Here is a 23,720-nt window from a genome sequence, read left to right as displayed (position 1 = left end):
ATGGGATTAAAAGCGCGTGATTGAAGCAGAAGTTCATTTGTCATTACATAACTTCCTCCGATCGCAGGCGGGTTTCCCTTCCTGGCCCCATCATTTAACGATGGCACGGTTGGTAGCACGCGCTCTGCGGTTGGGACGTAGTGCCTTAATTCAAGTTGGGGCCGTTTGTGGCTATCAAGGACTGTATCGCACTAGTTTTGTGGCCTCGGCACTGATGTGGCCTGGTGCTGTGACTATAGTGGCTCCAGAGACAGTACAACAGCGATTGTTGAAAGTAGAAATTCCCCGGTTGCAACAATGGCTGCCTGCGAATAAGCCAATTAGAACAGGTGACTCCTGGCCTAGTTCTGATTTTCAAGGTTTGCTATTAACTTCCCCAGAAGCTTGGTTTAAAGCTCAATTGACGGGCAGTAATCAGTTTCCTGCCAATATTCCCACTATTATCGATGGTGTGGATGACTTAGAAGCTTGGGTCAGTTCTCAGTTGACGGAGGTGATTCAACCCCATGATTGGGATCAACTGATGCTGGCTTGTCCTGGCCAAGCGGATGTCATTCGGGAAGCACGGGTACAACTGACCCATGAATTATTTCAGCATCCTGCTAATCCCTATGATTGTTATGTGATTTCCCAGCCAGAGACGGAAATTTTACAAAGTTTGTATGAATCTCTACAACTAGAGGAAATGCCAGAAATTTGGGCTAGTTTTTGGCATAAGTTCCAAAATTGGCAAACTTCCTCTTTATCTCCCCATCTGTTTTGGGCGACTATTGCCCGTCGTCAAGGTTTATTTTCGCTCCACAATACACCTTTGGAATTAAGCGATATCCTCTCACCTATTTGGCAGCGTCAGCCTGTGGTGTTGGTGGGTAGTGCTTTGGAACCAGAGACGGAAGCGCCTTTGTTCCGCAAACACTTTGGTTTAGGCGATTTAACTTGTTTAAAGTTTTCGACGGAGAATCAAGGGGAAGCAATTCAGTTGTATGTCCCCTACCAATTGCCTTTACCCAATACTCCAGAATTCCAAGGGGCATTGATTCACAAAGTGAGGACTTTGGTGTGTTTGAGTGCTACTGCACCAGGTCTGACGGTGGTATTGGTGGGAGATGTCCCCCTTAAGTCCAGGGTTGGGGCAATTTTGGCTTCGGAGTTTGGTTCGCGGGTGCAGGTGGAGAAAACCTGTCTTGATGAAAATGGGATTTTGGTGACTGGTTGGGAATTTTGGCGAGAACATCAAACTGTGTTACCTGCACCTCAATTGTTAATTATTGCAACATTGCCTTTGCCATCCTTGGAAAATCCTTTGGTAGCGGGGAGGGTGGCTTATTACAAGCGATCGCACCAGGATTGGTTTCGGTTATACTTATTGCCCACTGCATTGAATGAATTGCAACGAGCGATCGCACCTGTGCGCGAAAATCAAGGTATTGTTGCCCTACTTGATAGTCGTGTCGTCAACCGTAGCTATGGAGCGCAAATCCTTTCTGCCCTCAGCCCCCTAGCACGTCTGAACTATCTTGATCCCAATATGTTTTCTGCCTCTAATGAAGAGAATTCAGCTTAGTTTCTAGGCTAAGGACTAATTAAAATCTAAAATTGTACTTTGAATTTGGGAAGCACTAACTATGGGTGAAGCAAAACGCCGTCAATCTACCTTAGGTGACAAATACGGCCAAGACACAACTCGCATCTTGCCTTGGGTTCCTATCACCAAAACTCAAGCCGAACTTTTTGTGACTTGGACTACTCGCGGTGCTTGGGCAGGAATTATCCTCATGGTAGTTGCATGGGTGACAATTCGTTTTATCGGCCCAGCCTTCGGTTGGTGGACTGTAGTTTAATTAGTGACAGGGAACAGGTGAAAGTGAAGTAGGAACAGAACAAGGGCAAAATTACTCTCCCCTATACCTCATCCTCAACTTCTGCTTTCACCTCCCCTGAACCCTGTCGTTAAAAATATTTATCTAAATTTTTGTGATCTAACTTGAGGCAGATTGACAAAATTTTTAATCCCAGTAACATAAATTTTGTTAACTTTACTACTGAAAATGCCATTAACGGTGAGTTAGCTGCCAGGAAAAATTTGCAGCTTTAAGACCCTCAAACCCCTGACAGGCATACAACATACATCTCCTTCCCCTATGCCATTAGCAACGAAAATCAACGGTAGGGGGCAAGAGATTAAGGGTATCATTCCCATCTGTGCTTTAGAACATGTACAGCTTAACTTAAAGCAAGTACCAACAAATTGAAGAAAAAGCAGGTCTGATTGAAATAATAGTATAAATTCAGCCTTATATTACTGAGGAAAATCCAATATCTAACTTTTTGCGATTTGACTAGTGCAGTATTTGAGTTACGCTGAAAGCGGATGACTTAGAGAAATTACCAGTTGAGATTGACCTAGTTGGAGATGGTGTTAACTTTAGTAACTCTGTCGGATCTTGGTAACTAGCAAATTGAATAGTTTGATACTGTATCCAGAGTCGTTATCTACTACCCTTAGCAAGGTAATCAATTAACGAATCAACTACTAGCTGGAAATTGTAATGAATAGTTTACAATGCTAGTTAATGAGAAAATCTAAAGAAAATATAAAAGAAATTCAAATGACTGTGGTGTCTGGAGGACAAAAGTGTTTTTGAGATTGGCATATCAACACAGACAATTTGTACAAGACTTGGTGATGAACCTGCAAGCCTTGGCAATTGTACTAGAAAGACGTGGTTATCCTGCTTCCTGCTATACTTGCGGCGACCAAATGAATAGTGCATCATTTATGGTGAGTCTAGGAGATAACCACCTAATTCGGTTTTTAGTATCCGATTATGGTATTACCTGGACAGAAATGCGTGATGACCGCGAACTGATGAAGCTAGAAGGTGCAGAGGCAATTAACCAGCTACAAGAACTAGCTAATCTTGCCAAGCATTCTATCCAGGCTTCTTCGGGTGGTAATAAAACCCTGGTTAAGAAGTGCTAATTTATCAAAATCAATGTTCATGAGGGAATTACTCTCGGTAATTGGTAATTGGTGATTGTAGTCTGATTCTTTCAGTCTGATTGCCTCTTCACCATTACCGTGTCGGAATGGTATATCCCCTAGTTGATATATAATGTGTTGACCACCTCAAAATCCTGAGCAGAAACTCTGTCAATCAAACAGATTGACTGGTAAGATCAAGGGTGACTGCAAAATGCAGAAGTTTTACAAACAGTTACATTGTCAGAACTACTGCCACACATCTACTAAAAATGCCAGATCAACAAGTAAACCAACCCCAATTACCACCAATCACTGCCATTGATAAGGCTACGAGGACTGTATTTGAGAATTGGTTTCAATATCCGGTTAGAGTCCAACCCCACCACACAGATTATGGTGGTATCGCTTGGCATGGTAGTTATATCACCTGGATGGAAGAAGCGCGGGTAGAGTGTTTGCGATCTATAGGTATTGACTTTGCTGAGTTAGTTGCCTTGGGTTGCGATTTACCAGTAGTAGAATTATCAATCCGCTATCATCGCTCATTGCAACTTGGTATGAGTGCGATCGTCAGAACTAGAATGACGGAAGTGAGCGGAGTTCGCATCAATTGGGATTACACTATTGTCTCCAATGATGGGCAGGAGTTGTATGTTACTGCCCAAGTTACCCTAGTAGCTTTAGACCGTGAACGGGGTAAAATTATGCGTCAGCTACCCCCGACTGTGAAAGATGCCTTAGCTAGAATTGCCTCAGCGAAGAAGTAAAGTGATCAGAGCGAACAGGAGTATGGCTACGGCACGCTGCGCGAACAATAGCAAATTGCTTTTATCGGCTTGGTGATGATTGTAAATAGGTTTGGGCCACTTTAGTAATTTGATTCCATATATCTTGTGGAGTCACACCAAACCCGAAATACAATAAGACGACGATAGTTGCAAAGGTTAAGGCAGTTTTGATGGTTGTTTTAACTAATTTCCAAAGGATGATAAATATAATCCAAGCTACCATCAAAGTAACAATCATGCTATAAAAATCCTTGAGAGTCAGTCTTGTTTTTAAATAAACAATTAATTGTACCTCACAACGGGAATATAGCTAATTTTATTAATTTTTCTTAAATATGCTTAGCCCGAATAGGCTTCCCGTAGGATATTTCCAGGTTCTAAAATTAAGAAATATTTCCAATTGAGGTGGTTATGGCTGCTAAGGTAGAAATTTACACTTGGGCTACTTGCCCATTTTGTATCCGTGCAAAAACTCTACTCAAGAATAAAGGTGTAGATTTTATCGAATACGGTATTGATGGAGATGAAATTGCCAGAAGTCAGATGCAAGAAAGGGCTAATGGCAGACGGTCTTTACCACAAATTTTTATCAACGATGAGCATATTGGCGGTTGTGATGATATCCATGCTTTAGATCGTCAAGGAAAGTTAGATAATTTACTAGCTGTGGAAAGTGCTAATTAGATTAATTTTTGATCAAAATAGCTGTAGATAAGGCAGTGAGGAAATTAACTCACACTAAAGCCTAGATATCCAAAGGCTTTTAGCACTGGTGACGTTGGGCTGACGCGGTAGTTAAGTTTCGACTATGCTCAACTACCGTGTAGTCGAAACTGACAGCGAAGCCTGTTTCCTGTTTTCCGTCACTTGGTATAACAGCATACTCCAATTATTTTATCGTGCTATCTCTCCTATTTAGTAAGGGATTTATGCACGTTTTATTTTCCGATGCTCAGTCATTACATTCTCTGGTAATTGAGGTAAAAAGGGTGAAACTGGCTTTTATCATTGATCCTATCCATCAGCTTGACCCTGGTCATGATACCAGCGTTGCCCTTATGGAAGCAGCACAATTGTTAGGTCACGAGGTGTACGCTACTCAAACTAACTGGTTGAGTGTGGTAGATAATCAAGCATGGGCAATCTTACAAGGGGTAAAACTGGTGCCAGTAGAATTAGGTGAGGGCCGATGGTTGGCTGCGAATCCTTGGTATCAGTTAAGCGATCGCTCTTTTGCACCTCTGGAAACCATGGATGCTGTATTTATGCGAACAGATCCACCAGTGAACGATGCCTATCTATTTGCGACTTATGTTCTAGATTACATTGACCAAAGCAAAACATTGGTGATTAATAATCCCAATGGCATCCGGGCGGCTAATGAAAAAATGTATGCACTACAATTTGTGCAATGTATTCCTGAAACTATTGTCAGTGCTGATAAGCAGGTAATTCGACAATTTGTGGAAGCCAAGGGAGAAACGGTACTCAAACCCTTAGGAAATAAAGCTGGAGAGGGGATTTTATTTTTGCAAGCAGGCGATCGCAATTTTAACTCTATTGTGGAACTCAGCACCCAGCAAGGCAAAATTCCCGTCATGGTGCAAACTTATCTCCCAGCAGCAAAAGCGGGGGACAAGCGGATTATTCTCTTGAATGGTGAACCTATAGGTGCTTTGAATCGTTTGTCTAGTGGTAGCGACTTCCGTAATAATATGGCGACAGGTGGGACTGTTGCTCAAACTAGCATCACTGCCAGAGAACAGGAAATTTGTACTCACCTAGCTGATAAATTACGTCAGGACGGTTTAATTTTTGTGGGTATTGATGTGATTGGTGGGTTTTTAACAGAAGTTAATGTCACCAGTCCAACGGGAGTTCGGGAAATAGACCGTTTAGATGGCACTCGTCTAGGCAAACAGGTAATTGAATGGGTGGAAAAAGCTGTCACCCCAAAGTGATTTGATATCCTGTTCATAGCCACCCCACACCGTCACCATTAGGGATAGTGTGGGGAGTTTAATATCAAGTTTTAACTGTTTAATGCCTTGATAAACCGTTGCAAACTCTTAAACACACTGGGTTTTTTCCCTGGAACAGCTTCTGTGTTAGTGGTAGTTGGTGCTTGTCCTCTGGCGATAATTAAGTCTAAGTCATCACCACTAGGTTTATTAGGTAGTTCAGCAATTTTTTGATATTCTTCGTTGGTTTCTACCCAAACTTCCCACAGTCCAGGATAACAGCGAAAAACTGCGGTTTGGTCGTCAACGGGACGGAGGTAATAACAAGATTCAATGGTGCTGATGAACCGCTTGCGGGTTTGTCTAGCAGCGTAACCAATGCCAACAACACCAGAATCTTCTAAACGTGGGTTTAATAAAACGAGGGGGCGATCGCCTATTGTTTCACAGAGTTTTTCTAATTGGGGTACTTCCACAGAAGTGGGGGCAATAAATAGGAAAATTTCGTCCTCTGGCTGAATTTTAGTTTGCAGAGAAGCAGCCCTACCTGTACCTATATCAAAAATTTGGAAGGGAACATCTGTCCAATCACGACGGGCTAAAGCGGCAGAACCAGCATCAGCAAAGAACACCTTCAGACGGGATTCATATTCAGCGAACAAGGGCAGAAATTGTTCGGCCACAGGCATCGGTTTGAGTTCTGGAAAGAGTAACTCTACTTGAACACGAGTACAACCATCGGCTAAAGCGGCTTTGGCAGCTTCACGAGATTGGGCGATCGCATCTTCTAGGGTTGTGGGCAGTTCGGCCATAATGGAAATCATTCAACGCTCAGGGTCAATATTCAATTCTCGCAGCTTGGCCGCTAACTGAGCATTACCAAAATCCCGATTTCTAGTTTCGGTTGGTGTTGGCACCAGAAGTTAAGCACAGTGCACAAATTTCTCTTTGAATGTTCAACCTAGCTAACTCTTCAGCAGATTCCCTCATCACAGATGTATAGTAAATAAAGGGACGCTGTAAAAATCCTTCTAATACCAGTTTTCTCCCTGTAATATATTCCGTCTCCCCAACCCAAGCGTATTCTTCACGAATGGCGTGGGCATACTCTTGATATGTGGTGGAATTAGTCCCTAATATTGCTAAATCTGCATCAAGTAATATTTGACTATCTATATCTTCTCCTTGGTGATATTTAGTATTGAGAATTAAATTGGTAATTTTGATAATATGAACAGCAGGAACACCTAAATCTGAAGGAACACCTAAATCTGATAGGACATCCTGGGCATATCTAGCACTTTTCTCTTCATTATCTTTTAGCTGAGTATGATATACAGAATCATGAAACCAAGCTGCTAATTGAATAGCTGGTAAGTCTTGGGTATAACTTTTTAAAATATCAATTGTGCTGAGGACTTGAGAAATATGTTGGATGTTGTGATAGTGACGACTGGACTCAGAATAAATCTCAACTAAATTCCAAAATACTCTATTTGCAGCACCAGGGTCAACCTGAAAATTTTGAAGAGTTGTTTGCCAAGACGATAACAAAATATCTATCATTGTTGGCGAATTTATGATCTAGTAACATCAATTTACATCAAAATTTATCATTTTATAGATATCTATTAGTAAAGACTCTAGAAACTTGGCATGTAAAGTTTCTACAAGGGTGATGGGAAACGCATATTTATTTTTACCAGATGTCTAATGAGCGAATCATAAATCTTGGTGATTCATTCAATTACACAATTTTATTGCTGATATTTTATTGATTATTGACAATAAAATATCCAGATGGGAAAGTGCCAATTTTAACCAGTCCATATTTCCCTATCCCAAACCTAAAATTTCATATGGGCAGAATCTATCAGTAAAAATTCTGATTCATTCTGATGCAGTTACTTCAGTAATTATGCTTTTTTATTGCGGAAAATTAAATATAAATTTAGATGAATGTCAACAGTAGATATACTCTAATAAATTGGGAATTAAAAAAGTTATACTAAATTTTAGGCGAGAAAACGCAAGATACCTAACCGAATTTATTAAGGGAATTAGCTGTTGGTATAGTAGGTAATGTGAGGAATAAATTTTTTGTTAAACCTTAAACACAGTTTAACCCTGGGAATGCTAGGGGTATTTAATGTCTGTTTTTGAACTGAAAAAAATTTTATCTTAGTTGAATGATATGAAGGTAGAACCAAAATTGCCTAGTATTGATAACTATACATTATCTTTTGCCGGAGAAGTGACTATTCCTCAAGCTCCTCCTGGGTTTAAATCAGGTTTTATTGGTCTGATTGGTCGCCCTAATGTTGGTAAATCTACTTTGATGAATCAATTGGTGGGGCAGAAAATTGCTATTACTTCACCAGTAGCCCAAACTACTCGTAATCGCCTACGTGGGATTCTGACTACAGATGCGGCCCAGCTAATTTTTGTAGATACACCGGGAATTCATAAACCCCATCATCAATTGGGAGAAGTGTTGGTAGAAAATGCCAAAATTGCGATTGAGTCGGTAGATGTAGTGTTATTTGTAGTTGATGGTACCGTACCTTGTGGCACGGGCGATCGCTATATTGCCGATTTACTCACTCGTAGCCACACACCAGTCATTGTCGGTATTAACAAAATCGACCAACAAACAGCAGATTCTCAACGGATAGATGAGAGTTATCTGGATTTGGCAAATGCTCACCAATGGCCATCCGTCAAGTTTTCTGCCAAGGATGGTACAGGGCTGTTGCAACTGCAAGATTTATTAATTAATAACTTAGAAACTGGCCCCCTATATTATCCCGCTGATTTGGTCACAGACCAACCGGAACGGTTCATCATGGGTGAATTGATTCGGGAGCAGATTTTGTTGTTGACTAGGGAAGAAGTACCCCACTCAGTAGCGATCGCTATTGATAAAGTGGAAGAAACCCCAACAATTACCCGTGTCATGGCTACCATTCACGTTGAGCGAGATTCCCAAAAAGGCATCTTAATTGGTAAAGGTGGATCTATGCTCAAATCTGTGGGTAGTGCTGCTCGTGAACAAATTCAAAAATTGATTTCCGGTAAAGTCTATCTAGAACTATTTGTCAAAGTTCAACCCAAATGGCGACATTCACGGCTGCACTTGGCAGAACTAGGCTATCGTATTGAAGAATAATGTTTCCTAGCTCCCCTCTCCATCTTTCCCCTGATGCTTCCCGATTGCGTGTGTTAATTGTCGAAGATGATCCGATGATGCAATTGGGTCTAGAACAATCATTAATGGCACATCCCCAATTAGAGATTGTCGGACAAGCAGAAGATGGATATTTAGGTGTGCAATTAGCACTGGAGTTAAAACCCCAATTGGTGGTGATGGATATTGGCTTACCGCGACTAGATGGTATTGCTGCTACACAACAAATTAAAACAGCAATGCCAGATATTCGGGTAGTCATGCTGACATCTCACCAAACAGAGACGGAAATTATCGCCGCTTTATCTAGTGGTGCAGATGCCTATTGTATCAAAGGTGCGAGTATTGAACGGTTATTAAATGCGATCGCTGCGGCTGTTGATGGTGCCACTTACCTCGACCCGCAAATTGCTCGTCGTGTGGTGGATAATCTCAAACCACCTAGCCATAGCAACAACAGTGCTAACCTCTCAAATCGTGAATTAGAAGTTTTAAAACTGATGGTGGAAGGTTTAAGTAATCCAGAAATTGCTGCTAGACTTTATCTGAGTCCTAACACGGTAAAAACCCATGTGCGGGGAATTATGAATAAATTGGCAGTAGATGACAGAGTACAAGCGGTGGTAGTAGCTTTACGTTCTGGTTTAGTTTAATGCGGAATGTCATCAAACTGCCCGCAAAAGTCCAAATTCTTGACTTCTTCCTTGCTCCTTTGCGCCTTTGCGACTTTGCGCGAAACAACAAATATTTATCCCATAAGTCTACTTTTTCTTCCTGCCAACACATCTCATAAATTAAGTTTTGTCTACAATTGATTTGGCTTACTCTCCAGCCATTAAAGTATTGCAAACATAGGTGTCAAAAAATTTCGTAACTTCTCAATATATTGAAAAAATGAGCGATCGCATCAGATGAGTATTACATTATAGACATGGCAGTAAAAGCCAATCAAAAAGGAGTCAAAGATATGACTGTTTCCAAGATAATTGCTAGTATAACTCAGTATATTTCTGAAGCTGCTATGCGGATTTTCGCTCCTAGCGATGATGCCTATCCTGTGATTGGTGTCCAACCCTTTACAGGCGTTCCCTATAAGAAAAGTCGAGCGATATCGTGGTAGATGATAATTCAGTAATACTTCACAACTGGAGAAGTGAAGTAGTAATAATAAAGGCGTGGGTTTAGTCTCACGCCTTTTTATGTGTAATGGTCAATTATCGATTGACATTACCTTCCAGTAGGCTCTTATGTTGCCACCAATCTCTACCTAGCTGAATACTAATATCAGAAGCAATATTCCCAGTGCTTTCTACACGCACTTCTCCAAAACCTAAAGTGCTACGAATCAATTCTGCACTATCTCCATCTCCTTGTTGAGCGACAATATGAGTCACTTCTAAAGGCTCACCCCAAGGCTTGGAAATAAAGATATTGCGGTATCCTGCGGCTTCCAAATAGCGAATTAACGGACGGATTTGAGAGCGATCGCTGCCTGTACTATCTTGAATAGCTATCCGGACATTGCTAGGGTCATTAACCTGTAACTCTTGAGAAGTTGATTCTAAGCCAAAATGTTGGCTCATTAATTTAGCAATGCCATCTTTATTTGGTAACCAATAGCTAGCATCAAACTCTCCGGTTTCACTAAAGCGACCAGGAAGCATCAACATTTGCATATTCGAGCGATTAGTACGTACTCCAAAACCTAATAGAGCAACGAGTTCCTCAATACTTAAATTAGTGTCTATATGCTCCTTAACTGTCTCCAGAATTTGCGGTAGTTGAGTAACAGTAGTAGGGTTGATAGTTTGATCAATCAATGCTCTAATGACCATTTGCTGTCGCTGAATACGTCCAATATCGCCTAATTCATCATGACGATAACGTAGTAATTGTAACGCTTGGTCTCCGTTCAGATGTTGCTTGCCAGCTTTTAAATTAATATATAAATGTTGAGAGTCATCTCGATATTTCATATCCTTAGGCACATAAACATTCACCCCACCCAAGGCATCTATCAGTTTAGCGACTCCTAACACGTTAATGCGAATATAGCGGTCAATTCCCACTCCATTGAGGAGATTACTGACAGTTTTTGCTGTTAAAGCTGGCCCACCTTCCACATTTGCAGCATTAATTTTTCTCATTCCATACCCTTCAATCTCCGCACGGGTATCTCTAGGAATAGAGAGCATAGTAATTTTCTTCTGATCAGGGTCAAACTTAAGCAACAGCATGACATCGGAAAGTCCGTCAAAAGAATTCAGCTGTGGTAAATAACCTAAGTTTTTAGTGTGATCTGGTGGTTGTTTGACATCAGGAGGCAAAACACTCATACCCATCAATAAAATATTGACAGGACGGTTTAATTGAGAAAATTGCAGTCCACTCCCAGCAATACTTTCAGCGTCAAATACCTGTGCCTCCTGGGGACTAAGTTCTGCCTGTTGTAAAGGTTTGCTGTCCCAGGATACTGCTAGCAATGCCCCTGCCATTCCTGATACTAAAGCAATCCCACCCATACCAACCCCAAACCATAGCAAGCGTCCTGATTTTGACTTGCGCGGCACTCTACCTCGGTACTGGGACTTTGCTGATGGATTTCCTTCTGCTGATGTTCTTTGACCGGTCACAGACTTCCTCACACTTACTGTTCAAATAGCTTAAGTTGGCCGAATAACTCAATATAAGTAGACAAATCAGACTATGATAGCGAACTCTTAATTAACATTGCTAACTATAGACCCCAGGAAAAATAAATACTGATTTATTGTCTTTCTCCTTTGTGATTACCCTACCGCGATATGTTTATTGAAGTATGGCAGTAATAATCCAGATTTGACCATATCCGGTGGACGATGAAATGTAAAGTCTTTGTGTGGCAGTAAAAATACTCCTGACCTCAGAGCCGACAAAAATACTTTAATCACTGCTGACGTAACCATCTCTCAGCCAAGTTGCTAAAACCAGGCAACCGATGTGATTTACCTTGAATGATGCGAAATATTAACCAAATATTAACTAAAAAATAACCCGATGTGAAAAGGCTATTTAAAATTAACAGCCGTAATGCTAAAAATTCTGAAGTTGCTGCTCCAGTAGCTAATAAACTATATCCTAACATCCAAGTTAAAGCCAAAGTGATTGATAATCGACTCACGATCATTTGTGACCGATTACCTTGACGACGATAGAGAGTCCATAAAGAGGGGAAAAAACCCAGGACGGGAATGAGATATAAAATTAGCTGCGCTCTAGAGCCGGAAATATCTTCATGGTTAGGAAATTGGTCAAAAGGGGGTAGATTATCCATGGTCTTGACTCTGATCAGAAACGAGAAGGATGAATGACAGTCCTGTAGTTAGAGATAATAGTATGTGAAGAAAAATTCCATTTAGTTCTATCCCACAATCAGCTAAAATGCAGACACGCAAGCTACTAGACTGGTGGCAGAACCTGACACCAATAGCGCAGATCGGGGCGATCGCGCTAGTTGCTCCGATATTAGTTCTCAACGGTTGGGCAATCTCGGCAATTTTCGATTATTTCCATTCTTTGATTGTGATTTTAGTCGGAGCCTCAGTGCTAGCATTTCTGCTCAACTACCCCATTGGCTGGATGGAACGCCATGGAGCCAGACGGGAACAAGTAGCTATTTTAGTCTTTTTAATGGCTTTGTCCATTTTATTGGCACTGGGGGTGACACTCTTTCCTTTAGCCCTCACACAAGCACAACAATTGGTGGCACGTCTACCGGAGTTGATTGACTCTGGACGCTCCCAATTAATGATGTTAAACGAGAAAGCAGAAAATCTGGGCTTACCAATTAATTTGGATGCCTTGGTAGTCCAAATTAACGATCGCGTCAAGGGTCAATTACAGGCAATTGCTGGACAGGTTTTGAACCTAGCGGTAGTTACCTTTACTAGTCTATTAGATTTCCTGCTGACCATGGTTTTGACCTTCTATTTGTTGCAGCATGGGGATGAACTGTGGCAAAGCCTAGTGGAATGGCTGCCAACCCGATTTCGCGATCCTTTTTCCCGAACAGTCCGTCTGAGCTTTCAAAATTTCTTCATTACCCAACTCATTTTATCTACCTGCATGGCATCTGCCTTGATTCCCACCTTTCTGTGGTTGAAAGTGCCATTTGGGCTGTTGTTTGGGTTAACTATTGGAATTATGGCCCTGATTCCTTTTGGCGGTTCTGTGGGTATTGCTTTAACAACCCTATTGGTATCATTACAAGATTTTTGGATGGGAGCCAGAGTTTTATTAGCAGCTGTAATCGTCCAGCAAATTTTGGAAAACTTAATTGCCCCCCGCATTTTAGGCAGTTTTACAGGGTTAAATCCTGTATGGATTTTAATATCTGTGCTAACTGGTGCCCGAATTGGTGGATTGTTGGGAGTGATTGTAGCGGTTCCCTGTGCAGTTGTGATTAAGACCATCATTAACGCCGTTCGTCCTATTTCCCAGAGTAGTGATACTGAGGAGACTACACCAGGAGAGATAGCTGCACCCATGACAGCCGAATCATCTACAACCGTAGAAACAAACAATCCTTTAAGCGTGTCTGAAGCTACCTTACCTTAAAGCGATCGCTTTTCACCCTGTCTTGACAACTATCCTCAATCTCAATCCAATCTTTGACCAGTCTTGGCCCTGACAACTATCAATCATCATCAAAGTTCATTTAAAATTGGCTATTTTCCTTGGGAAATCCTAACTCTGAACTAGGTAAATTTGACTTACCAACCATATTTGTATTGTTATCCAGTGGAGAATAGCCCATGACACCCAACAACACAACGCTGGCAGCCGCTAAAACATAGCGTCTACCCAAGCTCACCCCATAACGTCGTTGTAAAAAACTCTCTCGCACAGCACTTAACTTTTGTCGATACATGCTTTTGCCTCACTTGCTCAAGATTTTGTCTAATACCATCAAGTTAGACTGTAATGATGTGTTAAGTGTTCAATATCTCATTTAAAAACACAGAATCTGCGACGGTTACAGTTTTGGTAACAGGGAGGAGGCTATTTTGGATGTTGGTTTGGGCAATTTCCAGAAAATATATTCTCTAGAAACAGTTCCTCTTGCGTCTGTTGTCCTGGCCAACAGGTATCAATTTTCAGGTACAGTCCACCAAGCCAAAGCATAAGGTTGAGTAGGTGTATTGACCTGTTGACGAAACTGAACACGGATTTTGTAATTTCCTGTTTTGGGAACAGGACAAAAAATATGTTCTATATTATCGATGTCGCTGATAGATGAGCAAAGTTGACCAGAATCACTCGACTGGGTATTAGCTGGGACTAAATATAAATCAAGATTGTTGACACCGCGATCGCGAAAATTTTCGCCCACATCATATTGTTGATTCTTATTCTTATCTTCTAACTCCACCAATCTGTCCCAAGATAAAGTGAGAGCTACAAAGCTATTCTGTTTTAAGGGATGGGCTAGAGCATATTCCACAGATTCACCAGCATTGACTGTGCCATAATCCCATCCAATAGCTGACACAGCTTCAGCAGGTCGCCATTGTCCAGCACTAAATTGTGTATAGGCACGGAAAGCATTTAAATGTCCACTGCCCATTTGTGCATCTAAAGGAATTTTTGGGTCATGATAAGCATCAGAATTTAACCAGTCTCGGTTTTGTTTATCAATGACAATTCTGGTCATGCCTAAACGCAAACCATCACCACCATCTTTAATTTTATCGGCAGAGTTGAGTAGTACCGCTTTCATCACTTGATGATTGCGAGCATCAGTTGTCCAACGGGATTGTTTGCTGTGTAACTGTCTGTCAGCAAATTCTTGTAACAGAGCCACAGTCGCAGTCAAGTGCGGTGTAGCAAAACTAGTACCTGTACCTTTATTCACCTTGCCATCAGGAGCAAGCAGAGGAATATTACTACCAGGTGCAACTATGCCAATGGCTCGTCTACCGCCAATATTAAACTCTTTACCAACTAATCGCCCCTCCACACCTTGATTACTTCCTGCCAGATTAGAAACATCCACTTTTCTAAAAATCCCATCTCGCCGGGATGAAAAAGCCACGTTAACTCCGTTAAAATTATCTGTAGGAATGGGAATACCACCTCTACCTTGATTGCCAGCGATCGCATACACGACATCATGAAACCGACTTGACCAGTCAATACATAATGTCAGCAAAGCATTACCATCTAACACAGCATCGGAGCGAGGATCGCGGCTCAAAGGTTCACCAAAACTAAAGTTAATTGCCCGAATATCACCACCATTTTGCAAAGCAATGTGTTGCGCTGATAAACACTCTTCCGGTTGACCCATATTTTTCGTGGAACCAACCGCCGAAGAATATAGTCGCGCCTCAGGAGCAACCCCTGGCAAAGCTTTATCCTTACTCACCATCACCGCAGCCACATTATAAGCATGGGTGTCAACACCGCTATTTGACTTTGCTGGACTATTGCGTAAAAACACCGCCACAGGAGAAAGCGCCGAATTCTTCGATACCGCCTTATCCCAACCAAACATACCAGGGCGACCAATTTCTACCTGACCAATAGCAATTTTTCGCCCAGTCAAATTGTAAGGAGCCTGCTGAAGTTTCAGTGCATCAATACCATTACTTCCTAAAGAAGTTCCCAATTTAACCGCAGCCACAACAGGCACAGTCATCAAAGAAACAGTCAAACCACTAAGCCAAATTAGTTTTTTGCTCATAACTGAGAAGGGAGTAGAGGGGTAAGGGTGTTAAGAAAGGCAGAAAAATTCACCGGACAGATAAATCAAGCATCCACATCTCTGTGTTCACAATTCCTCTGCGTCATAGGCCATTAGAAAAATTATGAGCAAAAACTCCATGTTTTGTTACAATGCTTACAGACGAGGACGCTTAAAAACCCACTAGCCATGACCCAAAACCTATCTGAAAAACCTATTGTTATTGCCCCCTCTATCCTATCAGCCGATTTTAGTCGTCTGGGTGACGAAGTTCGTGCTGTGGATAAAGCTGGAGCAGATTGGATTCACGTTGATGTAATGGACGGTCGATTTGTACCTAATATTACGATAGGCCCTCTGGTTGTGGAGGCGATTCGTCCCGTTACCACCAAACCACTGGATGTCCACTTAATGATTGTGGAACCAGAAAAGTATGTGGAAGGTTTCGCGAAGGCGGGTGCTGATATTATTTCTGTACACGCTGAACATAACGCTTCACCCCACCTCCACCGCACTCTTGGTCAAATTAAAGAACTGGGTAAACAGGCTGGAGTGGTACTCAACCCTGGTACACCTTTAGAATTGATTGAGTATGTGCTAGAGCTTTGTGATTTAGTTTTGATTATGAGCGTGAACCCCGGTTTTGGTGGTCAAAGCTTTATTCCTGCTGTATTACCAAAAATCCGCAAGTTGCGCCAGATTTGTAACGAACGTGGTTTAAACCCCTGGATTGAAGTAGACGGGGGACTCAAAGCCAATAACACCTGGCAAGTTTTAGAAGCTGGTGCAAATGCAGTAGTGGCAGGTTCTGCTGTATTCAATGCTCCTGATTATGCCCAGGCCATTCACAATATTCGTAACAGCAAGCGCCCAACCCCAGAATTAGCTACTGTTTAATTCAATACTGATATTAAGTTAAACCTAAATCCCCAAATTCTGTGAAAAATTTGGGGATTTATTTTGGCAACAATTTTGATTTCTCGGTATGGTGGTTTATCTAGAGTGAGCGACTTGGCTTTTGACACACTAATAAAGAAGTTAAAAAAATAGATTTGTGGAAAATGCTATTTAACTATTAAATTCTGATGCTATTTCGCTTCATTAAAGAACTTGCTCCAAAAACTCCAAATGCTAGTAGACCCACAACTGAAGTTGCTTCAGGAACAGCTTGAACTATAGTATCAGTATCAGCCAGAAATTTTAGCTCACCAGTAAAACCCCTATCCCAAGTTAATGTTAGTTTGCCAAATAAGTCTCCAGCAGAAATTTCAATAGGATGGGAATATGGAAATGAAGTCGGCAAATTTCCTAATAAAACATCAAAAGACCAGCCTCTTTCAGAACCTTCTGTACTAGGGTGAGAGCCATCGTCAAAAACTGTATTTCCTGGAATGGCATTAATAATTAAAGAAGAAAGAGATTGGCTAGCATTCAAAATCCATGGGGAATTAAAGGTATCACCTGATTGATTTAAAGACCAACCATTACCATTGACACCACCTGATTGCGTGTCACTAGAAGCCCAAGTTAGGTTTTGTGAACCACCATTTTGAAAATGAGCTGTAACTTGCATACCAGTCATTTGACTGCCCAGGGTTTGAAAACCTGCTATTTTTGCTGCTTGGGCAGGAGCGATAAAGTGAGTAGTAGCAATACCAACAGCCGCTGCTGATGCTAGTGAAAAAAAGCTCTTTTTCATAAACTTGAGGTATTTTGCGAAACTAGTAAAAGGCTCATATGTTTAATTATTTACTTAGCTATATTATTAAATCCATAAATACAGTCATTTCAAGTAGTGGTTTGTTTTTTTACTAAAACTTTAAATGGTAATTTATCTGCAAAATATTTTTTTAGATATGCTGTGTCATGGTTACAGATGAAAGTAAGAACTTTTTGATTCCCTTCCTGGATAAAGATTTTATAAATACTTCAAGGAAGCAATAAAAAAGATGGGTCGTTCCCATCTTGGTGTTTTTTCTCTAGAAACTTGCTTTAATTCTTACTTCCGACTGCCTAACCATTTAGCTGCTGCAATGCCGATAATTCCTGCTACAATAGGATTACTGAGAAATTTGATGATACCTGGTTGTTCTGCCAACACTTCACGGAAAATATCAGGATGGCTGTGATAAGCGAAGGATGCTAGTTTGCTGACATCATCAGCACTCATACGGTTAGGGTGATGAGTAGAAAGATTTAGTTGCTGTTCTAAACGTCTGTCGTCCAGTCCCCGCTCCTTCAACTGCTTGAAAAAGGCCCGTGCTACATCATCTCGTTCATTTGGTTTAATTTGAGAAATGGCCTTTTGTAATTCTGGCTCCATTTGACTCGGTGGAATGCGTTCTGGATGCAGGGACTCATTAAATAATTGTCGCCTTTGGTCTGTGGTTGTTCTTTGAGCAAAATCATCAAATGTTTGATATTCTTGGCCTGTAGTTTGTGGAGTGTCAGCCAAAGATTCCACATCACCTTGAGCCAAATCTTTCATGATTTCGCGTCTATATTGTTCACTGCTGGTCACAGGACTATGCTCCTATATGTAATATCTCTCACCAGATTTTGATGATTCCATGGACAAAATTTGATTTCCACTGTTTAGGTTGGAATTTTTATCCTCGTCTTAGCTATATTTAATTTGATTGCTTTGATTATCATAATTAGCAGTCAAAATTAATTTTTTGTCTGGGCCATACATTAAAACTTGCACATCTTGATTAGGGAAATTCTTTTTGAATCCTTGGACTAAAGATTTGGCTAATGGTTTTACTTCATTCGGACGAACTTGTGGAGAAATCACCACACCCAGCTTATTATTATCTCGAACATAAGCGTCTTGAATTAAGCCTTGGGATGTTTGAACGACCCAATTACCAAAACTTTGACCACTGGGGCTATTGCCCCGCTCTAATTCTGAATAAGTGACATCTCTACCAACTACTGAAGGGTTAGTTGTCCTGTCAACTTGTGAAACATTACCGCCGCCGCAAGCAGTAGTTATTGTCAAGACTAAAATCAAGACAATAGTTGTCAGGATTTTGCGACTCTGCTGAAGCAGAATCATTTTTACCTCCTCATCAATTATTGATATGCAGACTAATTTAGGAATGGTGTGATGATTTTTTAATTCCCAGCTATCAATCAAGTAAAAATTTACTTCAGTGCATCTTTAGCTTTATCTTTCACATCTTCTACGGCATGACGTAGCTCACTTTCTGATTGTTTGGCTTTACCTTCACCTTTATCTTCTGGATCTCCTGTGACGTTTCCCACCGCTTCTTGAGCCTTACCTTCAATATTTTTAGCTGTAGCTTTTGCTCTTTCTTCTAAACTCATATCAAGAACCTCAATTTAAAAAATTAATCTGGTTTATATAGGTGGTTTTTGTAATTACCACATCCTTAAACTAGCTAATTTTTTCTGTTTTCAACTTCCACCACAGGATACATTATCTATCTGTGCAATAAGATAGATTTAACACTTGTCAAGTTATATAAATTCACATTTAAGTGAGGTACACGAAGTTTAAGAAATGCAAAGTATATTAGTTACTACTTTCAATAAACTTAAGGGTTGAAATTATTACTTTTGCCTTCAGCCGCCTGCTTTTTGCCTTTCCCCAACCAAGACACCCAAAGTTCCCAAGAACCACCTTATCCTTTAATTCCGTCCGCATTATCCCTTAAGTTACACTACTTATTGACATCATCCTTTTTCTTATTTCTTAAAACTAAAAACCAGTGAATACAACTATCGCCACATCAACATCTACACCTTCGTTAGAAATCAATGCCTCCCGCCAGTTTACATCTTGGCTCTACGAACAGAACCTTAGCCTCACCTGCACGACTTATCAAGCTGGGAAGGTGTTTTTTATTGGCTTACAGCCGGATGGACATCTGTCAGTATTCGAGCGGACATTAGATCGATGTATGGGCTTGTATACAACAGGTTCAAGCCTTTACATGAGTTCGCTATATCAACTATGGCGATTTGAAAATGCCTTAGAACCAGGGCAAATTCATCAAGGTTATGACGCGCTTTATGTACCCCAAGTAGGCTACATCACTGGAGATTTAGACATCCACGATCTTGTTCTCCAGCGAGAGTTAAATAATACACAAAAATTAGTATTTGTCAATACCCTGTTTAGCTGTCTGGCAACCGTCAGCGAAACCCATAGTTTCATTCCCCTGTGGCAGCCGCCTTTTATCTCCAAGTTAGCAGCTGAAGACAGATGCCATCTCAATGGGTTGGCATTGCAAGATGGAAAATCTAAATATGTGACTGTGATCAGCCAAAGTGATGTGGCAGAAGGATGGAGAGATAAACGGGTAGACGGTGGATGCGTCATTGATGTGGAAAATAACGAAGTCATACTAACCGGACTTTCCATGCCCCACTCACCTCGTTGGTATAGAGACAAACTGTGGTTACTAAACTCCGGTAGAGGAGAATTTGGTTACGCAGATTTGGAACGGGGAGTGTTTGAACCTGTGACCTTTTGCCCAGGTTATCAGCGTGGTTTAGCCTTTCACGGAGACTTTACAGTAGTAGGCATATCTCGACCCAGGCACAATAAAACCTTTAGCGGATTGCCCCTAGATGAACAATTACAAGCGAAAAATGCCGAACCACGCTGCGGATTACTGGTTATTGACCTGAGAAGCGGGGATGTAGTTCACTCACTGCGTTTAGAAGGGGTAGTCGAAGAACTTTATGACGTGGCAGTTTTACCGGGAATCAGGCGACCAATGGCAATAGGTTTTCGTACTGATGAAATTCGGCGCGTCATCACCATAGGTGCATCTGAGATTTGAGATGAGATAAAACCACAAGCCAATTTTTAGATAGAGAAACTCAATTCCAATCTTGATTTATTTCCAAAACTAAAATCAGTCACAAAAATTATGGCTAATTCAGTTTTAAATCTATCAGACCTCAACGGCAGCAACGGCTTCAAAATTAATGGTATTACGGCAAATGACTACTCTGGTTTCTCCGTCAGCAGTGCGGGGGATATGAACGGTGATGGCTTCGATGAGCTGATTATCGGTGCATTCCGGGCAAACCCCAATGGTTACTTCTCCGGGCAAAGCTATGTGGTGTTTGGTAAAAGTGGGGGCTTTACTTTCACTCTCAACCTCTCAGACCTCAACGGCAGCAACGGCTTTGTCATTAACGGCATTACAACAAGGGACTACTCTGGTTTTTCCGTCAGCAATGCAGGGGATGTCAACGGTGATGGCTTCGACGACCTGATTATCGGGGCATACCGGGCAAACCCCAACGGTAGCATCTCCGGGCAAAGCTATGTGGTGTTTGGTAAAAGTGGAGGCTTTACTTCTGCTCTCAACCTATCAGGCCTCAACGGCAGCAACGGCTTTGTCATTAACGGCATTACAGCAGGTGACCGCTCTGGTATATCCGTCAGCAGTGCAGGGGATGTCAACGGTGATGGCTTCGACGACCTGATTATCGGGGCATACGGGGCAGACCCCAACGGTAACTCCTCCGGGCAAAGCTATGTGGTGTTTGGGAAAAGTGGGGGCTTTACTTCCGCCCTCAACCTATCAGGCCTCAACGGCAGCAACGGCTTCAAAATTAATGGTATTACCGCGTATGACTACTCTGGTATATCCGTCAGCAGTGCAGGGGATGTGAACGGTGATGGCTTCGACGACCTGATTATCGGCGCAGTCTCGGCAGACCCCAACGGTAACGCTTCAGGGCAAAGCTATGTGGTGTTTGGTAAAAGTGGGGGCTTTACTTCCGCCCTCAACCTATCAGACCTCAACGGCAGCAACGGCTTCAAAATTACTGGTATTACAGCAGGTGACTACTCTGGTCGCACCGTCAGCAGTGCGGGGGATGTGAACGGTGATGGCTTTGACGACCTGATTATCGGGGCATACAGGGCAGACCCCAACGGTAACGCTTCAGGGCAAAGCTATGTGGTGTTTGGTAAAAGTGGGAGTTTCAACTCCGCCCTCAACCTATCAGACCTCAACGGCAGCAACGGCTTTGTCATTAACGGCATTACAGCAGGTGACCGCTCAGGTTTTTCCGTCAGCAGTGCGGGGGATGTGAACGGTGATGGCTTCGACGACCTGATTATCGGTGCATTCGGGGCAGACCCCAACGGTAGCTACTCCGGGCAAAGCTATGTGGTGTTTGGTAATGCTGCCCCAGAACTTGACCTCAATAGTGGCAATCGTCTTGTCAACGGCTTCAAAATTAATGGCATTACCGCGTATGACTTCTCTGGTCGCACCGTCAGCAGTGCGGGGGATGTGAACGGTGATGGCTTCGACGACCTGATTATCGGTGCATTCGGGGCAGACCCCAACGGTAGCTACTCCGGGCAAAGCTATGTGGTGTTTGGTAATGCTGCCCCAGAACTTGACCTCAATAGTGGCAATCGTCTTGTCAACGGCTTCAAAATTAATGGCATTACCGCGTATGACTTCTCTGGTCGCACCGTCAGCAGTGCGGGGGATGTGAACGGTGATGGCTTCGACGACCTGATTATCGGTGCATTCGGGGCAGACCCCAACGGTAGCTACTCCGGGCAAAGCTATGTGGTGTTTGGTAAAAGTGAGGGCTTTACTTCTACCCTCAACCTCTCAGCCCTCAACGGCAGCAACGGCTTCAAAATTAATGGTATTACCGCATTTAACTTCTCTGGTCGCTCCGTCAGCAGTGCAGGGGATGTGAACGGCGATGGCTTCGACGACCTGATCATCGGCGCAAGTGGGGCAGATCCCAACGGTAGCAGATCTGGACAAAGCTATGTGATGTTTGGTAAAAGTGGAGGCTTTACTTCCACCTTCAACCTCTTTGACCTCAACGGCAGCAACGGCTTCGTCATTAACGGCATTACAGCAGATGACTCATCTGGTGTCTCCGTTAGCAGTGCGGGGGATGTGAACGGTGATGGCTTCGACGACCTGATTATCGGCGCATATAGGGCAGAACCCAACGGTAGCTTATCGGGGCAAAGCTATGTGGTGTTTGGTAAAAGTGGGGGCTTTACTTCTGCTCTCAACTTATCAGACCTCAACGGCAGCAACGGCTTCAAAATTAACGGCATTACAGCGTATAACTTCTCTGGTCGCTCCGTTAGCAGTGCGGGGGATGTGAACGGTGATGGCTTCGACGACCTGATTATCGGCGCAAGTGGGGCAGACCCCAACGGTAGCTCTTCCGGGCAAAGCTATGTGGTGTTTGGTAAAAGTGGGGGCTTTACTTCTGCTCTCAACTTATCAGACCTCAACGGCAGCAACGGCTTCAAAATTAACGGCATTACAGCGTATAACTTCTCTGGTCGCTCCGTTAGCAGTGCGGGGGATGTGAACGGTGATGGCTTCGACGACCTGATTATCGGCGCAAGTGGGGCAGACCCCAACGGTAGCTCTTCCGGGCAAAGCTATGTGGTGTTTGGTAAAAGTGGGGGCTTTACTTCCACCCTCAACCTCTCAGCCCTCAACGGCAGCAACGGGTTCAAAATTAACGGTATTACCGCATTGGACTCATCTGGTTCGTCCGTCAGCAATGCGGGGGATGTGAACGGTGATGGCTTCGACGACCTGATTATAGGGGCAGACGGGGCAAAACCCAACGGTAGCTTATCGGGGCAAAGCTATGTGGTGTTTGGTAGTGCGGGGATAGGTGCTGGCGGTAGCCTAGAACTATCTCGACTTGGTGGTAGTGCTGTTGCAGGTATTGATTTTAATACCAACTTTACTGGCAGTCCCATCTCGATTGTGAGTAGTAACCTGAGTCTTGTAGACCGTAATTCATCAACTCTCACTAAAGCTACAATCACGATCGCTAATCCCCTCAATGGCTTCCAGGAATTTGTCTTTGCTGATACCACAGGCACTGCAATTACACCAGGCTACAACTTTGCCACAGGTACTCTGACTCTTAGTGGTATTGATACAGTAGCGAACTACCAAAAAGTTTTACTTATATCTTGCACCTAACGGGATACCCTGAGAAAAAGCAAACAAATGCAACCACAAAAGGAAGGATAAGACAGAGGAATAAGATGAAATAAAAAGAACAAACAAAT

24 protein-coding genes and 1 pseudogene are annotated in these 23,720 nt (G+C 42.4%); 14 read left to right on the top strand and 11 right to left on the bottom strand.

The genetic code is table 11. The features are described from left to right. The first annotated feature begins 16 nt into the window (after positions 1 to 16). The 4 genes from H6G73_RS20085 to H6G73_RS20070 all read left to right on the top strand — a co-directional run bounded on the left by H6G73_RS20085 (position 17) and on the right by H6G73_RS20070 (position 3,753). Positions 17 to 1,564, top strand: a complete 1,548-nt coding sequence (locus H6G73_RS20085) for a helicase C-terminal domain-containing protein (RefSeq protein ID WP_190607692.1) — start codon at positions 17 to 19, stop codon at positions 1,562 to 1,564. Between the two features lie 61 nt (positions 1,565 to 1,625). Continuing rightward, positions 1,626 to 1,841 (top strand): DUF2839 domain-containing protein, encoded by a 216-nt coding sequence (locus H6G73_RS20080; RefSeq protein WP_190607690.1) that lies wholly within the window; start codon positions 1,626 to 1,628, stop codon positions 1,839 to 1,841. A gap of 794 nt (positions 1,842 to 2,635) precedes the next feature. Further along, complete coding sequence (locus H6G73_RS20075; RefSeq protein WP_190607688.1) at positions 2,636 to 2,983, top strand: DUF1815 family protein; 348 nt, start codon at positions 2,636 to 2,638, stop codon at positions 2,981 to 2,983. Positions 2,984 to 3,255: 272 nt separating this feature from the next. Further along, on the top strand, positions 3,256 to 3,753 hold the full coding sequence (locus H6G73_RS20070) for an acyl-CoA thioesterase (protein ID WP_190607687.1): 498 nt from the start codon (positions 3,256 to 3,258) through the stop codon (positions 3,751 to 3,753). A 61-nt stretch (positions 3,754 to 3,814) separates the two neighbouring features. Here H6G73_RS20070 and H6G73_RS20065 read toward each other — a convergent pair whose 3' ends face one another. After that, positions 3,815 to 4,012, bottom strand: coding sequence for a hypothetical protein (locus tag H6G73_RS20065; RefSeq protein WP_190607685.1), 198 nt, complete (start codon positions 4,010 to 4,012; stop codon positions 3,815 to 3,817). A gap of 173 nt (positions 4,013 to 4,185) precedes the next feature. Here H6G73_RS20065 and grxC point away from each other — a divergent pair, with 173 nt between their 5' ends. Both grxC and gshB read left to right on the top strand, forming a co-directional pair. Further along, positions 4,186 to 4,458, top strand: a complete 273-nt coding sequence (gene grxC / locus H6G73_RS20060) for a glutaredoxin 3 (protein WP_190607684.1) — start codon at positions 4,186 to 4,188, stop codon at positions 4,456 to 4,458. A gap of 305 nt (positions 4,459 to 4,763) precedes the next feature. Next, entirely contained in the window at positions 4,764 to 5,735 is a 972-nt protein-coding gene (gene gshB / locus H6G73_RS20055) for a glutathione synthase (RefSeq protein ID WP_190607725.1), read from the top strand. 71 nt (positions 5,736 to 5,806) lie between these two features. Here gshB and H6G73_RS20050 read toward each other — a convergent pair whose 3' ends face one another. Together H6G73_RS20050 and H6G73_RS20045 are read right to left on the bottom strand one after the other, a co-directional pair. Then, positions 5,807 to 6,547 carry a DUF1995 family protein gene (locus tag H6G73_RS20050; protein WP_190607723.1) on the bottom strand — a complete coding sequence of 247 codons (741 nt, stop codon included), beginning with the start codon at positions 6,545 to 6,547 and terminating at the stop codon, positions 5,807 to 5,809. 82 nt (positions 6,548 to 6,629) lie between these two features. Continuing rightward, a complete protein-coding gene (locus H6G73_RS20045; RefSeq protein WP_190607682.1) occupies positions 6,630 to 7,301 on the bottom strand; it encodes an HD domain-containing protein in 672 nt (223 codons plus the stop codon). Positions 7,302 to 7,929: 628 nt separating this feature from the next. Here H6G73_RS20045 and era point away from each other — a divergent pair. The 3 genes from era (at position 7,930) to H6G73_RS20030 (ending at position 10,042) form a co-directional block, all read left to right on the top strand. Beyond that, positions 7,930 to 8,904 (top strand): GTPase Era, encoded by a 975-nt coding sequence (era, locus tag H6G73_RS20040; protein WP_190607680.1) that lies wholly within the window; start codon positions 7,930 to 7,932, stop codon positions 8,902 to 8,904. Further along, positions 8,904 to 9,575, top strand: a complete 672-nt coding sequence (locus H6G73_RS20035; protein WP_190607678.1) for a response regulator — start codon at positions 8,904 to 8,906, stop codon at positions 9,573 to 9,575. Before era ends, H6G73_RS20035 begins: the two co-directional genes overlap by 1 nt. Before the next feature lie 314 nt (positions 9,576 to 9,889). After that, positions 9,890 to 10,042 carry a nicotinate phosphoribosyltransferase gene (locus H6G73_RS20030; RefSeq protein WP_190607677.1) on the top strand — a complete coding sequence of 51 codons (153 nt, stop codon included), beginning with the start codon at positions 9,890 to 9,892 and terminating at the stop codon, positions 10,040 to 10,042. A 94-nt stretch (positions 10,043 to 10,136) separates the two neighbouring features. Here the strand turns inward: H6G73_RS20030 and H6G73_RS20025 are convergent, their stop codons facing one another. Both H6G73_RS20025 and H6G73_RS20020 read right to left on the bottom strand, forming a co-directional pair. Further along, positions 10,137 to 11,555 carry an LCP family protein gene (locus tag H6G73_RS20025; RefSeq protein WP_190607675.1) on the bottom strand — a complete coding sequence of 473 codons (1,419 nt, stop codon included), beginning with the start codon at positions 11,553 to 11,555 and terminating at the stop codon, positions 10,137 to 10,139. A 293-nt stretch (positions 11,556 to 11,848) separates the two neighbouring features. After that, entirely contained in the window at positions 11,849 to 12,235 is a 387-nt protein-coding gene (locus tag H6G73_RS20020) for a hypothetical protein (RefSeq protein ID WP_190607673.1), read from the bottom strand. Positions 12,236 to 12,342: 107 nt separating this feature from the next. On the opposite strand from H6G73_RS20020, the gene H6G73_RS20015 reads away from it, so the two are divergent. Next, a complete protein-coding gene (locus H6G73_RS20015) occupies positions 12,343 to 13,518 on the top strand; it encodes an AI-2E family transporter (protein WP_190607671.1) in 1,176 nt (391 codons plus the stop codon). 100 nt (positions 13,519 to 13,618) lie between these two features. Here the strand turns inward: H6G73_RS20015 and H6G73_RS20010 are convergent, their stop codons facing one another. Both H6G73_RS20010 and H6G73_RS20005 read right to left on the bottom strand, forming a co-directional pair. Then, the gene (locus tag H6G73_RS20010) at positions 13,619 to 13,831 is read right to left on the bottom strand and encodes a proteinase inhibitor I4 serpin (protein WP_190607670.1); all 213 of its coding nucleotides are present in this window, start codon (positions 13,829 to 13,831) and stop codon (positions 13,619 to 13,621) included. Positions 13,832 to 14,050: 219 nt separating this feature from the next. Beyond that, entirely contained in the window at positions 14,051 to 15,646 is a 1,596-nt protein-coding gene (locus H6G73_RS20005) for a S8 family serine peptidase (RefSeq protein WP_190607668.1), read from the bottom strand. Positions 15,647 to 15,835: 189 nt separating this feature from the next. On the opposite strand from H6G73_RS20005, the gene rpe reads away from it, so the two are divergent. Next, positions 15,836 to 16,543 carry a ribulose-phosphate 3-epimerase gene (gene rpe, locus H6G73_RS20000; protein WP_190607667.1) on the top strand — a complete coding sequence of 236 codons (708 nt, stop codon included), beginning with the start codon at positions 15,836 to 15,838 and terminating at the stop codon, positions 16,541 to 16,543. 178 nt (positions 16,544 to 16,721) lie between these two features. On the opposite strand, the gene H6G73_RS19995 is transcribed toward rpe, so the two are convergent. The 4 genes from H6G73_RS19995 to H6G73_RS19980 all read right to left on the bottom strand — a co-directional run bounded on the left by H6G73_RS19995 (position 16,722) and on the right by H6G73_RS19980 (position 18,979). After that, positions 16,722 to 17,345, bottom strand: coding sequence for a hypothetical protein (locus tag H6G73_RS19995; RefSeq protein WP_190607665.1), 624 nt, complete (start codon positions 17,343 to 17,345; stop codon positions 16,722 to 16,724). A gap of 300 nt (positions 17,346 to 17,645) precedes the next feature. Continuing rightward, the gene (locus H6G73_RS19990; protein WP_190607663.1) at positions 17,646 to 18,167 is read right to left on the bottom strand and encodes a hypothetical protein; all 522 of its coding nucleotides are present in this window, start codon (positions 18,165 to 18,167) and stop codon (positions 17,646 to 17,648) included. A gap of 99 nt (positions 18,168 to 18,266) precedes the next feature. Then, positions 18,267 to 18,707: a hypothetical protein gene (locus H6G73_RS19985; RefSeq protein ID WP_190607661.1), complete on the bottom strand. Its 441-nt coding sequence runs from the start codon at positions 18,705 to 18,707 to the stop codon at positions 18,267 to 18,269. An 89-nt stretch (positions 18,708 to 18,796) separates the two neighbouring features. Further along, positions 18,797 to 18,979, bottom strand: coding sequence for a CsbD family protein (locus tag H6G73_RS19980; RefSeq protein WP_190607659.1), 183 nt, complete (start codon positions 18,977 to 18,979; stop codon positions 18,797 to 18,799). 404 nt (positions 18,980 to 19,383) lie between these two features. Here H6G73_RS19980 and H6G73_RS19975 point away from each other — a divergent pair, with 404 nt between their 5' ends. The 3 genes and pseudogenes from H6G73_RS19975 (at position 19,384) to H6G73_RS19970 (ending at position 23,631) form a co-directional block, all read left to right on the top strand. Continuing rightward, complete coding sequence (locus H6G73_RS19975) at positions 19,384 to 20,463, top strand: TIGR03032 family protein (RefSeq protein ID WP_190607657.1); 1,080 nt, start codon at positions 19,384 to 19,386, stop codon at positions 20,461 to 20,463. A gap of 90 nt (positions 20,464 to 20,553) precedes the next feature. Next, positions 20,554 to 21,165 (top strand): annotated as a pseudogene (locus tag H6G73_RS25020) (hypothetical protein); the annotation flags it as partial. 6 nt (positions 21,166 to 21,171) lie between these two features. Further along, the gene (locus tag H6G73_RS19970; protein WP_313948720.1) at positions 21,172 to 23,631 is read left to right on the top strand and encodes a beta strand repeat-containing protein; all 2,460 of its coding nucleotides are present in this window, start codon (positions 21,172 to 21,174) and stop codon (positions 23,629 to 23,631) included. Positions 23,632 to 23,720: the final 89 nt, after the last annotated feature.

The organism is Richelia sinica FACHB-800, from assembly GCF_014698825.1.
GTDB lineage: Bacteria > Cyanobacteriota > Cyanobacteriia > Cyanobacteriales > Nostocaceae > FACHB-800.
The sequence above is the reverse complement of the archived record's forward strand: the minus strand, read 5'-3'. Positions and strand labels throughout refer to the sequence as shown.